The 14059-nt window shown below is 73.7% G+C and carries 10 protein-coding genes; 7 read left to right on the top strand and 3 right to left on the bottom strand.

The window, feature by feature from the left end; genetic code table 11:
* Window positions 1-57: 57 nt before the first annotated feature.
* Window positions 58-3330 carry a BTAD domain-containing putative transcriptional regulator gene (locus tag LQK89_RS15495; RefSeq protein WP_231049634.1) on the top strand — a complete coding sequence of 1091 codons (3273 nt, stop codon included), beginning with the start codon at window positions 58-60 and terminating at the stop codon, window positions 3328-3330.
* A gap of 22 nt (window positions 3331-3352) precedes the next feature.
* Here the strand turns inward: LQK89_RS15495 and LQK89_RS15490 are convergent, their stop codons facing one another.
* Complete coding sequence (locus LQK89_RS15490; protein ID WP_231049633.1) at window positions 3353-4186, bottom strand: ABC transporter permease; 834 nt, start codon at window positions 4184-4186, stop codon at window positions 3353-3355.
* On the bottom strand, window positions 4183-5184 hold the full coding sequence (locus LQK89_RS15485) for an ATP-binding cassette domain-containing protein (protein ID WP_231049632.1): 1002 nt from the start codon (window positions 5182-5184) through the stop codon (window positions 4183-4185). Before LQK89_RS15485 ends, LQK89_RS15490 begins: the two co-directional genes overlap by 4 nt.
* Window positions 5185-5350: 166 nt before the next feature.
* Here LQK89_RS15485 and LQK89_RS15480 point away from each other — a divergent pair, with 166 nt between their 5' ends.
* The 6 genes from LQK89_RS15480 (at window position 5351) to glmM (ending at window position 12903) form a co-directional block, all read left to right on the top strand.
* Window positions 5351-6268: a tRNA pseudouridine synthase A gene (locus tag LQK89_RS15480; protein WP_058743223.1), complete on the top strand. Its 918-nt coding sequence runs from the start codon at window positions 5351-5353 to the stop codon at window positions 6266-6268.
* On the top strand, window positions 6265-7011 hold the full coding sequence (locus LQK89_RS15475; RefSeq protein ID WP_058743224.1) for an MBL fold metallo-hydrolase: 747 nt from the start codon (window positions 6265-6267) through the stop codon (window positions 7009-7011). The genes LQK89_RS15480 and LQK89_RS15475 overlap by 4 nt, the downstream gene beginning before the upstream one ends.
* 118 nt (window positions 7012-7129) lie before the next feature.
* Window positions 7130-10189, top strand: a complete 3060-nt coding sequence (locus LQK89_RS15470; protein WP_231049631.1) for an ExeM/NucH family extracellular endonuclease — start codon at window positions 7130-7132, stop codon at window positions 10187-10189.
* Between the two features lie 349 nt (window positions 10190-10538).
* The gene (gene rplM / locus LQK89_RS15465) at window positions 10539-10985 is read left to right on the top strand and encodes a 50S ribosomal protein L13 (protein ID WP_058743226.1); all 447 of its coding nucleotides are present in this window, start codon (window positions 10539-10541) and stop codon (window positions 10983-10985) included.
* 36 nt (window positions 10986-11021) lie between these two features.
* Window positions 11022-11507: a 30S ribosomal protein S9 gene (rpsI, locus tag LQK89_RS15460; RefSeq protein WP_058743227.1), complete on the top strand. Its 486-nt coding sequence runs from the start codon at window positions 11022-11024 to the stop codon at window positions 11505-11507.
* A 22-nt stretch (window positions 11508-11529) separates the two neighbouring features.
* Window positions 11530-12903 (top strand): phosphoglucosamine mutase, encoded by a 1374-nt coding sequence (gene glmM / locus LQK89_RS15455; RefSeq protein WP_174777349.1) that lies wholly within the window; start codon window positions 11530-11532, stop codon window positions 12901-12903.
* Window positions 12904-13006: 103 nt separating this feature from the next.
* On the opposite strand, the gene coaA is transcribed toward glmM, so the two are convergent.
* Window positions 13007-13951 carry a type I pantothenate kinase gene (coaA, locus tag LQK89_RS15450; RefSeq protein WP_114849366.1) on the bottom strand — a complete coding sequence of 315 codons (945 nt, stop codon included), beginning with the start codon at window positions 13949-13951 and terminating at the stop codon, window positions 13007-13009.
* Window positions 13952-14059 lie beyond the last annotated feature (108 nt).

The raw sequence follows: 14059 nt of genomic DNA, 5'->3' as shown, positions 1-14059 counted from the left end.
CGTCCACGGAACCTGGCGGACATCTCGATCCGACAACGACGTCCGTAGACTCCGACCGTGCCGAACGACTGCCGGATCAGCGTGCTCGGGCCCGTGTCGGTCGCTGATCGGTCCGGGGTGCCGACGGCCGTGCCGGGTGCGCTCGCGCGGGTGTTCCTCGTCGCGCTGGTGCTCGCCCGGGGGCAGACCCTGACGACCGAGGCGCTCATCGACGAGCTGTGGCCGGAGGAGCGTCCCCGGGGCGCCCGTGCGGCCCTGCAGACGCTCGTGTCCCGGCTCCGCCGGAGCGTGGCGGACGGCCTGGTCGTCTCGACGAGTACCGGGTACGCGCTCGGTGGCGGCGATGACGGCGACGTCGATCTCCTCCGCGCCGAGCGTGCGGCTGCGAGCGACGATCCGGCCGCCATCCGTGCGGCGCTCGACGCCTGGCGTGGCGACCCGGGATCGGACGTCGAGGGAACTGCGGGCGAGGAGCTCGCCGAGCGTGCGGCCGCGGTGCGTCGTGCGCTCCGACGACGGCTCGCGGGGCTCCTGCTCGACGCCGGCGACACCGCCGAGGCCGCCGCGGTCTGGCTCGCCGAGGCCACCGCGGACCCCTTCGACGAGGTGGCGGTGGCCGGGTGCATGCACGCCCTCGCCGCGGACGGCCGGGTGACCGAGGCGCTCGCGGTGTTCGCGGCGCACCGGGACCGCCTGGTCGAGGAGCTCGGTGCCGATCCCTCCGCCGAGCTCGTGCGACTGAACGCCGACCTGCTCCGCCGCTCAGTCCCGACCGCAGGGGCCGCGCGACGGATCGGCCTCCGGGCCGCGCCGAACGCCCTGGTCGGGCGCGAGGCCGACCTCGCCGCCGTCACGGACCTGCTGGCGCACCACCGGCTCGTCACGGTGCTCGGTGCCGGCGGTCTCGGCAAGACCCGGCTCGCGCAGGCCGTCGCCGCGGGACTCCCCGCGACGACGGCGGTCGTGGTGTGCGAGCTCGCCCCGCTGACCGACGCCGACGACCTGCTGCCGACGCTCGCGGCGCTGCTCGGCATCGCCGAGGTGCGCTCGGCGCGGTCGATCCGGGACGCCGTCGCCACGGACCTGCGCAGCCGCGTCGTCGGGGTGCTCGACGACGGGCCGACCGTGCTCGTGCTCGACAACTGCGAGCACCTCGTCGCCGGGGTCGCACGGCAGACCGCCGAGCTGCTCGCCGCGGCGCCGTCGCTCCGGGTGCTCGCGACCTCGCGCGCACCGCTCGCCGTCGCCGGCGAGGTCGTGGCCCCCCTCGCCCCGCTCCCCGTCGCCGAGGACGGGGCCGCCGTCCGGCTCTTCACGGACCGTGCCCGCGCGGCCCGCCCCGGAGCGATGCTGCCGGTCGACGCGGTCCGGCGCATCTGCACCCGGCTGGACGGGTCCCCGCTCGCGATCGAGCTCGCCGCCGCACGCGTCCGCGGCATGAGCGTCGAGGAGGTCGAACGCCGGCTCGACGACCGGTTCGCCCTGCTCCGCGGCGGCGACCGCAGCGCCCCCGAACGGCACCGCACGCTGCTCGCGGTGATCGAGTGGAGCTGGCGGCTCCTCGACCCCGGGGCGCAGGAGCTCCTGACCCGGCTCGCGCTCTTCCCGGACGGGGTCCCCGTCGACGCCGTGCAGGCCGTGGCGCCGGGCGGGGACGACCTCGCGGCGTTCGACGACCTCGCCGAGCTCGTCGAGCAGTCCCTCGTGCAGCTCGTCGAGACCGAGGGCGAGCCGGTGCGCTACCGGCTGCTCGAGACCGTCCGCGAGTTCGGGGCCGCACGGCTGACCGACCGTGGCGCGATCGACGACGTCCGCGCCGCGATGACGTCCTGGGGTCGCGGGTTCTCGGCGGCGCGGAACCTGTTCGCCACCTCCGGTCCCGCGCAGCTCGTCGCGTTCCGGGAGGTCCGGCGGGAGGCCGAGAACCTCGTGACGCTGCTCCGGTGGGCGCTGCGGGACGACGACGTCCCGACGGTCGCGCACGTGTTCGCGGCGCTCGCCGGGTACTGGACGTTCCGCGGTACCCACGGCGAGGTCGTCGCCGCCGCCCCGGACGTCGTGGCCCTGCTCCGCGACCGACCCGTCGCGCCGGACGCCCGCGCGGCGACCGTCGTCTCGCTCGTCCTCTGCGGCGCCTCGGCGGCGTTCGGCGACCTGCGGACGAGCGCCCGGGCGATCTCGACGCTCCGACGGCTGCGGCGGACCGGCACGACCGGGTTCCCGGTGCTCGACGCCGAGACCGACCTGCTCCTGTCACTCGGCCGACCGGTCGAGGGGTCGGCCCTCCTCGCGCGCCTGCGGGAGGACCGCGACCCCGGGGTGGCCTGCCTCGCGCACATGCTCAGCGCACCGCTCGCCGAGAACGCCGGGGAACCGGAGGCGGCCTTCCGTTACGCCCGTCGCGCCGCCGAGCTGTCGGCCGTGACCGGGGACGCGTGGACGAGCGGCTCGGCGGCGGTGACGCTCACGCAGCTGCACGCCCAGGGCGGCCGCTACGCCGAGGCCCTCGCCACCGCCGGGGCGGCCCGCGAGCAGCTCGAGCGGTTCGGCGCCGACGACGACCTGTACGAGATCAGCTGGACGGTCGGGCTCGCCTCGGCCGCCACCGGCGACCTGCACCGGGCCCGCACGATCGCCGAGGACCTGCGCCTGCGCCCGGTGACCCTCCGGGGTGGACCGCAGGACGGTGCGGCGCAGGTGGGGGTGCTCGCGCTCGCGATCGACGCCGAGTGTGCGCGGTGGGCGGGCGAACCGGACCGCGCGGCCGCGGCGTACACCGCGGCGTGGGACCTGCTGCGGGACCCCCGCACGCGCGCGGTGCACTGGCGACTGATGGCCGGCGCGGCCCGCATCGCCGCCGTCGACGAACGCGAACGAGCACGCGAACGCGAGCACGAACCCGAACGCGACCGCGGAAGTGGACCCGACCGCGCCGCCGACGCGAGCCGGTCCGACGGGGCCGGCACGCGCCTCCCGGCCGGCGAACGCGACGTCGCACGCCGTCTGCGGACCGGAGCCCTCGTCCAGCTGCGCCTGCGGTCCGCGTGGCTCGACATGCCGGTCGTCGGGACCGCCCTGCTCGGCCTGGCGATCGCGCTGCTGCGGGACGGCCGCACGGCGGACGCGGCCCGCTGCTGGGCGGTCGCCACGCGGGTCGGCACCCGGCAGGACTACGCCGTCCTCGCACACGCACGGGTCCGACCGCTCCTGGTGGCCGGTGTCGGCGAGCAGGCACTGGCGGACGCGGAGACGACCTCGTCCGGTTGGGGGCCGGACGAGGTCGTCGTGCGGACGCGAGCGCTCCTCGAGGGGCTCCGCGTCGGGCGGTGAGGCGCACCGGGCAGCGGGGGCCTCAGGCCTTCCGCATGTAGGCGCGGACCGTCAGCGGCGCGAACACCGCGACGATGACCGCGGCGCCGAGCAGGCTCAGCCACAGGTCGCCGCTGACGGTACCGTGGTTCACCAGGTCGCGGACCGCGGTGATCAGGTGCGAGACCGGGTTGACCTCGGTGAACCACCGGAGCCACGCGGGGAGCGTGTTCGTCGGGACGAACGCGTTCGACAGGAACGTCAGCGGGAAGAGCACGAGGTTCGCGATGCCGGACACGCTCGACGCGGTGCGGGCGATGACGCCGAAGTACGCGAAGACCCAGCTGATCGCCCACGCGACCGCGATCACGAGCAGGGCGGCGAGCAGCACCGCACCGAGGCCGCCGGCCGGGCGCAGGCCCATCACGATGCCGACCACGAAGGTGATCGTCGTGGCGATCGCGTACCGGACGGTGTCGGCGAGCAGGGCGCCGGCCAACGGGGCGATGCGGGCGATCGGCAGCGATCGGAAGCGGTCGAAGACGCCCTTGTCCATGTCCTCGCGGAGCTGGACACCGGTGACGACCGACGACGTGATCGCCGTCTGCACGAGGATGCCGGGGATGATCACGGGCAGGTAGCTGCCGACGTCGCCGGAGATCGCGCCGCCGAAGATGTACGTGAACATCACGGTGAAGACGATCGGCATGAGCGTCACGTCGAACAGCTGCTCGGGCGTCCGACGAATCTTGACGAGGCCGCGGTACGCCATCGTGAACGACTGGCGGACCGTGGCCGCGAGGCCGGAGCCGCCGACGCCCGGACGCGGGGTGACCCGGGGCGCGGCGGTGGTGCTGGGTTCGAGGACGGTGGTCATGCGAGGCTCCCTTCGAGCGCGCGCTCGGTCTCGGCCTGGTCGTCCGGGGACGACGGCGAACCGGTGATGGTGAGGAACACCTCGTCGAGCGTCGGCTTCTGCACGCTCATCTCGGCGAGGGAGACACCCGCGTCGCGGAACGACACGAGCAGGTCGGTGACGCGGTCGGGCGCCGTCATCGGTGCGGTCAGGCGCGCGCCCTCCGGGCTGACCACGGCCGGCGTGCCGAGCACCCGCTCGACGAGCGCGGCCGCCGTCGCGAGGGACCCCGGGTCGGCGTCCGCCAGGCGCAGCTGCAGCGAGGCCGTGCCGACCGAGGACTTCAGGTCGTCGGCGGTGCCCTCGGCGACGACGCGGCCGTGGTCGATCACGGCGATGCGGTCGGCGAGCTGGTCGGCCTCGTCGAGGTACTGCGTCGTGAGCAGCACGGTCGACCCGGTCGCGACGAGCTCCCGGATCGTGTCCCACATCTGCGCGCGGGTCCGCGGGTCGAGCCCCGTGGTCGGCTCGTCGAGGAAGATCAGCGGCGGCTGCGCGATCAGGCTCGCCGCCAGGTCGAGGCGCCGACGCATGCCGCCGGAGAACGCCTTGAGGGGACGGGAGGCCGCCTCGGTCAGGCCGAACCGCTCGAGCAGCTCGGTCGCCCTGCGCTTCGCGTCGCCGCGGGACAGGCCGAGCAGCCGCGCGAAGATGACGAGGTTCTCGGTGGCGCTGAGGGTCTCGTCGACGCTCGCGTACTGCCCCGTCACGCCGATCAGGGAGCGGACGGTCTGCGGCTCGCGGCGGACGTCGTGGCCGAAGACGCGGGCCTCGCCGCCGTCCGGCTTGAGCAGGGTCGCGAGCATCGAGATGGTGGTCGTCTTGCCGGCGCCGTTCGGCCCGAGCACGCCGTAGACGGTCCCGGCCTCCACACGGAGGTCGACGCCGTCCACGGCGCGGTTCGACCCGAAGGTCTTGACGAGGCCGGTTGCCTCGACCGCGAGGGGGGTGGTGGTCATCGGGATGGTCCTTTCGTCGATGTCGAAGTCGATGGTGCCGAGGGGCGCTCACGCGCCACTGACGTGGCACTGACACGGGCTGACACGCGCTGACACCGGCTCGCGGTCGCGCGGCACGGCGACCGCCGGACGGGAGGCGCGCCTCGCCCCCGGTACGCTCGCTCGCGTGGACGAGACGGTCGGTTCGGCAGCGGTGCGGGTGCGCCTGGACGTCGCGTACGACGGAGCCGCGTTCTCGGGGTGGGCCCGGCAGCCGGGCCTGCGGACCGTGCAGGGGGCGCTCGAGGACGCACTCGCGACGGTGTTCACCCGGTGGGGCGCGCCGCCGCTCCTGACCGTCGCGGGACGCACCGACGCGGGGGTGCACGCGACCGGCCAGGTCGCGCACCTGGACCTGTCGGCGGAGCAGTGGGGGGCGCTGACCCGACCCCGCCGGTCGGCGCCGGACGGGCCGCCGCGGACGTCGCTCGACGGGCTCGTCAAGCGGCTGAACGGGCTCGCCGGGCGCACCGGGGACGTCGTGGTGACGCGGGCGTCGGTCGCGCCGGACGGGTTCGACGCCCGCTTCTCCCCGCTCTGGCGGCGCTACGAGTACCGGGTCGCGGACGCCGAGGCCGGTCGCGATCCGCGTCGTCGGGGGCACACGCTCTGGCACCCGACGCGGCTGGACCCGGTGGCGATGGAGCGCGGTGCGCTGACGCTGCTCGGCCTGCACGACTTCGCGACCTTCTGCAAGCCGCGCGAGGGCGCGACCACGATCCGGACGCTGCAGGAGTTCCGCTGGGACCGCGAGCCGGACGGCGTGCTGGTGGCGCGCCTCCAGGCCGACGCCTTCTGTCACTCCATGGTGCGCGCGATGGTCGGCGCGACCATCGCCGTGGGGGAGGGCCGCTTCGGCCCGGACCGGCTCGAGGAACTCCGGGTCGCCGAGCAGCGGACCAGCGCCTTCGCGGTCGCGCCCGCCGTCGGACTCACCCTGACCGAGGTCGGGTACCCGGCCGACGACGAACTCGCGGCCCGCGCGTCGCAGACGCGTGCGCGGCGGACGGACGACGAGCCGGACGCCGGTACCGTCGGGGCATGAGCTCCCGCGAACCCCGGTCCGTCGTCTCCGTCGCCCCCGGGGTCGTCTTCGTCGAGGGACCGGTCTCGAACTGGGTCGTGCTCGCGGAGGAGGACGGCGTCGCCCTCATCGACGCGGGCTACCCGGCGGACAGCGACCTCGTGCTCGAGACCGTGCGCTGGGCCGGGCACGACCTCGCCGACCTGCGGCGTGTGTACGTCACCCACGGGCACGTCGACCACGTCGGTGGGATCCCGGGCATCCTCGAGCGGCACCCGCACGTGCAGGTCCTCGCGCACGCCGACGAGCTCGACAACGTCCGCGGACCCGAGCGGCAGCAGGTGACCCCGGCCGAGATCGGGGGACGGCTCGCCGCACCCCGGACGCTCCGCTGGCTCGCCCGCGCCCTGCGCTCCGACGCCCTCCGCCCCACGACCGTGCCGTCCGTCCGCGCCTTCACCGGGGCCGACTTCGCCGGGCGGGCGATCACGCCGCTGCCGGCCGACGGGCACACCGACGGGTCGACGGCCTACCTGCTGCCGGCGGCGGACGCGATCGTCACGGGCGACGCCGTCGTGTCGCACCACGACACGCAGCCCGCATCGTGGTCGCCCCGGCCGCGGATGATCACGCCGTTCTTCACCGCCGACCAGGAGCGTGCGCTCGAGTCGGCGCGGGCGCTGCCGATGCCGGGCGTGCTGCTGCCGGGGCACGGGCCCGCGGTGCACCGGGTCGGGCGGGAGTGGGTGCCGGTCGCACACTGACCGCGCGGCGGGGTGGCCCCCGGCGAGGGGTGGACCGGATCGTTCACCTGCCGGAAACCTGAGCGACCCGACAGGTGGCTAGCGTGCTGGGGTCCCCCTCCTCCTCCCGAAGGTCAGCATGCCCAAGACCCTGCGGCGCACCGTGTTGTGCGCCACCGTGGCGGCGACGCTCGTCGCCGCTCCCCTCGTGTCCGTCTCGACCGCACTGGCGAACCCCGCCGGCACCGGGCTGGTGATCGGCGAGGCGTACCTGAAGGGCGGCAGCGCGAACCAGCCCTTCACGAACAAGTTCGTCGAGCTCGAGAACCCCACCGACGCGGCCGTCAGCGTCGACGGCTGGTCGCTGCAGTACCGCTCCGCGACGAGCACAGCGGCACCGTCCGCGACGAACGTCGGCAAGCTGTCCGGCTCCGTCCCGGCGCACGGCTCGTACCTCGTGCAGATGGGGTCGAACGGCACCGTCGGCCAGGCACTGCCGACCGCGGACGCCGTGACCGGCCTCAACCCGTCGGGCTCCTCCGGCACGCTCGTGCTCTCGGACGGCCAGACGCCGCTCGCGCTCCCCGCCGGCACGGTCGCCGCGGGGACGGCCGGCGTCGTCGACGTGCTCGGCTACGGCACCTCGAACACGTTCGAGACGGCTGCCGCGACCACGGGCACGGGCAACACCGTCCCCGACGCGCTGACCCGGACGGACGCCGCGGACACCGACGCGAACGCCCTGGACTTCTCGCTCACCGCGACGATCACCCCCCGGAACGCCGGCGGCCAGGGCGGCGGCACGACCCCGACCGACCCGGGCACCCCGACCGACCCCGGGACGCCGACGACACCGGCCGAGCAGGTCACCATCGCGCAGCTGCAGGGCACCGGCGCGTCCTCGCCCTTCGTCGGCAAGAGCGTCACCACCGACGGCGTCGTCACCGCCGTCTACGCGACCGGTGGTCTGAACGGCTACACGGTGCAGACCGCGGGGACCGGCGGTGCGCTCGACCTCGCCACCCACACCGCGTCGGACGCCGTCTTCGTGTTCTCCGCGTCGACCGTCGGCAGCGTCGCGATCGGTGACGCCGTGCGCCTCACCGGCACGGTCGCCGAGTACAACGGCCTCACCGAGCTCGAGGTGCCCTCGACCTCCGGCCTCACGAAGCTCCCCGCAGCCGGTGTCGTGCAGCCGGTCCCGGCCACGCTGACGTTCCCCCGCACCGACGCGCAGCGCGAGTCGCTCGAGAGCATGCTCGTCGCACCGCAGGGTGACTACACCGTCGCCGACAACTACACGACGAACCAGTACGGCGAGGTCACGCTCGCCACCGGGACGAAGCGGCTCGTCCAGCCGACCGAGGTCGCCCGTCCGGGCAGTGCCGAGGCTGCCGCGGTCGCCGCCGACAACGCCGCCCGCAAGGTGGTCCTCGACGACGGCGCGAGCACGAACTTCCTCAGCGCCGCGAACCAGTCGGTGCCGGTGTCGTGGCTCACCCAGGGTCCGGTGACGGTCGGTGCCGCGACGACCTTCACGAAGCCGGTGGTGCTCGACTACCGGAACGACGCGTGGAAGTTCCAGCCGACCACGCCGATCACGGGCGCAACCCCCGCAGCGGACCTGCCGGCGACGTTCTCGAACGTCCGCACCGCGGCACCCGAGCAGGTCGGCGGCGACCTCAAGCTCGCCGGCTTCAACGTGCTCAACTACTTCCCGACGACCGGCGACCAGCTCACCGGGTGCACGTACTACACCGACCGTGACGGCGACCCCGTGACCGTCCGCGGCGGCTGCGACGCCCGTGGCGCTGCGAACGCCGACGACCTCGCCCGCCAGCAGGTCAAGATCGTCAAGGCGATCAACGGCCTGGGCGCCGACGTGGTGTCGCTCGAGGAGATCGAGAACTCGGCCCGCTTCGGGCAGGATCGCGACGCGGCCGTGGCGACGCTCGTCGCCGCGCTGAACGCCGCGACCGGTCAGGACACCTGGGCGTACGTGAAGTCGCCCGCGAAGGTGCCCGCGAGCGAGGACGTCATCCGTCTCGCGCTCATCTACAAGCAGGACCGCGTCGCGCCCGTCGGCGAGTCGACGATCCTGGACGACCCGGCCTTCGTCAACGCCCGCCAGCCCGTCGCCGACGCGTTCCGCCCGGTCGGCGGCACCGCGGACGACGACTTCCTGGTGATCGCGAACCACTTCAAGTCGAAGGGCTCCGGCGCCGGGGCCGACGCCGACCAGGGCGACGGGCAGGGCGCGTCGAACCAGTCGCGCGTCCGGCAGGCCACGGCGCTCGCCGCGTTCTCGACCGCGGAGCAGGCGAAGTACGGCACGGACCGCGTGTTCATGCTCGGTGACTTCAACGCCTACAGCGAGGAGGACCCGATGGTCGTCCTGCGGGACGCCGGCTACACCGACCTCGGCCCGGCCGCGGACGCGTCGGAGTACTCCTACGTGTTCAGCGGCTTGAGCGGCTCGCTCGACCACGTGCTCGCGTCGCCCGCCGCGCTCGAGGACGTCACGGGCGTGGACATCTGGAACATCAACTCGGTCGAGTCGGTGGGCCTCGAGTACAGCCGCTACGACTACAACGTCACGGACCTGTACCGCGACGACGTGTACCGCGCGAGCGACCACGACCCGATCCTGGTCGGGTTCGACGTGACCTCCGGCGACACCACCGAGCCCGGTGACGGGGACGGTGACGGCGGCACCCCCGGCAACGGGAACGGCGGCGGCAACGGCACCGGCAGCGGCGGCGGGATCGGCACCGGAACGCCCGTCGCCCCGGACGCCGACTCGCTGACGGACGGCAACCGCGGCGGCGTCACGGGCCCGGCCTCGGCCCGCGCCGGCGAGACCATCACGGTCGGCGTCGGGACCGCCCGCGCCGGTGAGCGCATCTCGGTCTGGCTGTACTCCGAACCCGTGCTCCTCGGCACCCCCGTGGTCGCCGCCGACGGCACCGTCCGGGTCACCGTGCCGGCCGGCACCACGACCGGGGCGCACCGCCTCGCCGTGACCGCCGCGGACGGTTCACTGGTCGGTTGGACACCGATCCGCATCGACCCCGCCACGGGCGCACTCGCCTTCACCGGCACGGAGCTCTCCGGCGGGATCGCGGCAGCGCTGCTCCTGCTCGCCGCCGGCACCGGCGTGCTCGTCGCTCGCCGTCGTCGGACGGCACGCGCCGCCTGACACGTCGCGCTCGAGCCCCACAGGGACGTCCCCGCTGTCGACCGACAGCGGGGACGTCGTCCGTCGCGGGGGCGCGCACGGGTCCGCCCCGGATGCGGTGGGCAGCGCGGGTCACGACGCGACCGAGCGGCGGACGGGAGGCGCGTGGCGGGCCCGCCCCGTGCCTCCAGGCCGACGCGTGGTTGCCGTGGTGAGCCGCGTCGGGTAGGCTCTCTCCTTGGTCTGTGCGCCCCGTGCGCCGGACAGTCAGATGAGCCCTCCACCGGGCAGTTCCGCGTGCATCGCACGAGGAACACCCACCGGAGCGGGATTCACGGACTCCTCACCTCGACACGAAAGCAGCACTCCTGTGACTCGTACGTTCTCCCCGAAGCCGGCAGACGTCCAGCACGACTGGATCGTCATCGACGCGACTGACGTCGTCCTCGGCCGCCTCGCCACCCACGCTGCGGCGCTCCTGCGCGGCAAGCACAAGGCCACCTTCGCCCAGCACATGGACATGGGTGACCACGTCATCATCATCAACGCGGACAAGGTCGCCCTCACCGGCTCCAAGCTCGCGAAGAAGGTCTACTACCGTCACTCGGGCTACCCGGGCGGCCTCACCGCGACCTCCTACCCGGAGATGCTCGAGAAGCACCCGACCCGCGCCGTCGAGAAGGCGATCCGCGGCATGCTGCCGAAGAACACCCTCGGCCGTGAGCAGCTCAAGAAGCTGAAGGTCTACGCCGGCCCGGAGCACCCGCACGCCGCGCAGCAGCCCAAGGCGTACACCTTCGACCAGGTCGCACAGTAGTTCCGGCCACGACGACTTCAAGGACTGATTCAACTCATGGCACAGATCGCTGACTCCCTCGACCAGACCCCGGAGAGCTTCACGACCGAGAGCGCGCCCGTCGCGTCCGAGGCCGCTCCCCGCCAGATCCTCAACGTCTCGGGCGGTGCCGTCGGGCGCCGCAAGGAGGCCATCGCACGCGTCCGGCTCGTCCCCGGTGGCGGCACCTTCACGGTGAACGGCCGCACGCTCGAGGACTACTTCCCGAACAAGCTGCACCAGCAGCTCATCAACGACCCGTTCAAGGTGCTCGAGCTCCTCGGCGCCTACGACGTCACCGCCCGCATCACCGGTGGTGGCCCCTCGGGCCAGGCCGGTGCGCTCCGCCTCGCCATCGCGCGTGCGCTGAACGAGATCGACCGCGAGAACAACCGCGCCACCCTCAAGAAGGCCGGCTTCCTCACCCGTGACGCCCGCGTCATCGAGCGCAAGAAGGCCGGTCTCAAGAAGGCCCGCAAGGCGTCGCAGTTCTCGAAGCGCTAGTCGCCTGGCGAACCCGATCGCAATGCCGCGTCTGTTCGGTACCGACGGTGTTCGTGGACTCGCCAACGGCGAGCTGACGGCCGCGCTGGCTCTGGGTCTCGCCCAGGCCAGCGCGGCCGTGCTCACGCACGGACACCATGCGGACGCCCGCCGGGCGTCCGGTCGACCGCGCCCGCGCGCGGTCCTGGCGCGCGACCCGCGCGTCTCCGGCGAGTTCCTCGGTGCCGCGGTCGCGGCCGGGCTCGCCTCCGCCGGCGTCGACGTGCTCGACGCCGGGGTCATCCCCACCCCCGCGGCGGCCTTCCTGGTCGCCGACATCGACGCCGACTTCGGCGTGATGATCTCCGCGTCGCACAACCCGGCGCCGGACAACGGGATCAAGTTCTTCGCCACGGGCGGCCGGAAGCTCCCGGACGAGGTCGAGGACCGCATCGAGGCGGCCATGCACGACCAGTCCGCACCGACCCCGACCGGCGGCGACGTCGGCCGGATCACGCGCTTCGCCGACGCCGAGGACCGCTACGTCGTGCACCTGCTCGGCACGCTTCCGCACCGGCTCGACGGCATCCACGTCGTGCTCGACTGCGCGAACGGTGCCGCAGCCGGGGTCTCGCCCGAGGTGTTCGTCAACGCCGGTGCCCGGGTGACGCTCATCGGCGCCGACCCGGACGGCATGAACATCAACGACGGCGTGGGCTCGACGCACATCGACAACCTCGCCGCCGCGGTGCTCGAGGCCGGAGCGGACGTCGGCATCGCGCACGACGGCGACGCCGACCGGTGCCTCGCGGTCGACGCCGCCGGCAACGCGATCGACGGCGACCAGATCATGGCGATCCTCGCGCTGTCCCTGCAGGAGCGGGGGCTGCTGGCCTCCGACACGCTCGTGGCCACCGTCATGTCGAACCTCGGACTCAAGCGGGCCATGGCGGACGCAGGCATCACGGTGCTCGAGACCGGCGTGGGTGACCGCTACGTGCTCGAGAAGATGACCGAGGGCGGGTTCTCGCTCGGCGGCGAGCAGTCCGGGCACATCATCTTCAGCGACCACGCGACCACCGGGGACGGCGTCCTGACGGGGCTGCACCTCGTCGCGGAGATGGCGCGCACGGGCAAGACCCTGCAGGAGCTCGCGTCGTGCATGACCGTGTTCCCGCAGGTGCTGCTCAACGTCCGCGGGGTCGACCGCCACGGGCTCGACGACCAGGGGGTGCAGGACGCGGTGACCGCCGCCTCTGCCGCACTCGGGGACGCCGGACGCGTGCTGCTGCGTCCGTCGGGCACCGAGCCCGTCGTGCGCGTGATGGTCGAGGCCGCCTCGCAGGACGAGGCCCAGCGCGTCGCCGAGGAACTGGCGGCCGTCGTGTCCGACCGGCTGGCGCTCGACGCCGCGTAGGGCGTCAGAGCTTCCGCGAAACGCCACGAGGGCGGTTCCTCGCAGCGGTAGTCCGCTGCGAGGAACCGCCCTCGTTGCGTCTTGCGAGCGGGCGCCCGGCGGTTCAGATCTTGCGGAGCAGCACCGACGACACCTCGTGGTTCGCGCCCTTGCGGAGCACCAGGGTCGCCCGGGAGCGGGTCGGCAGCACGTTCTCGAGCAGGTTCGGCTCGTTGATCGCCCGCCAGACGTCGGTCGCGGTGCGCACGGCGTCCTCGCGGGACAGCGAGGCGAACCGGTGGAAGAACGAGTCCGGGCTCGAGAACGCCTGCTCCTGCAGGGCGAGGAAGCGGTCGACGTACCAGGACTCGATGTCCCGGGTCTTCGCGTCGACGTAGATCGTGAAGTCGAACAGGTCGGACAGGGCGAGCCGCCCGTGCACCGGCGGCGCGAGCACGTTCAGCCCCTCGACGATGAGGACGTCCGGCTGCCGCACCACGATCTCGGCGTCGGGCACGATGTCGTAGACCAGGTGCGAGTAGTACGGCGCCCGCACCTCGGCCGCGCCGCTCTTCACCTGGCTCACGAAGCGCAGCAGCGCCCGCCGGTCGTACGACTCCGGGAAGCCCTTGCGGTCCATGATCCCGCGGCGCTCGAGCTCGGCGTTCGGGTACAGGAACCCGTCCGTCGTCACGAGCTCGACGCGCGGGGTGTCCGGCCAGCGCTTCGTCAGCTCGCGCAGCAGGCGGGCGACGGTGGACTTGCCGACCGCGACGGACCCCGCGACCCCGATCACGAAGGGCGTGCGTCCGGCGCGTTCGCCCAGGAAGCGGCTGGTCTCGGCGTGCAGGTTCCGTGCGCCGGCCGCGTAGAGCGTGAGCAGCCGGGACAGCGGCAGGTACACGTCCTGCACCTCGCGGATGTCGAGCCGGTCCCCGAGGCCGCGCAGCTGCACGATCTCGGTCTCGGTGAGCGACAGGTGCTCCTTCGGCGCGAGCTGCGACCACTCGTCACGCGGGATCTCCACGAACGGGGTCGGGTGCGCGACGGTGGCTTCCGGGATCGGCATGGGCACGAGCGTACCGACGGGAGGCGCGGATCACGTCAGCCGACCGGCCCGCGTGATCCGTGCCTCCCGTCCGGTGTGGCGGTGCGCGTCCGGCGGACGCGCGCCGGT

Source organism: Curtobacterium sp. C1 (genome assembly GCF_021049325.1).
Lineage (GTDB): Bacteria > Actinomycetota > Actinomycetes > Actinomycetales > Microbacteriaceae > Curtobacterium > Curtobacterium citreum.
Note: the sequence above shows the minus strand (reverse complement) of the source record. Positions and strands in the feature narration are given on the sequence as shown.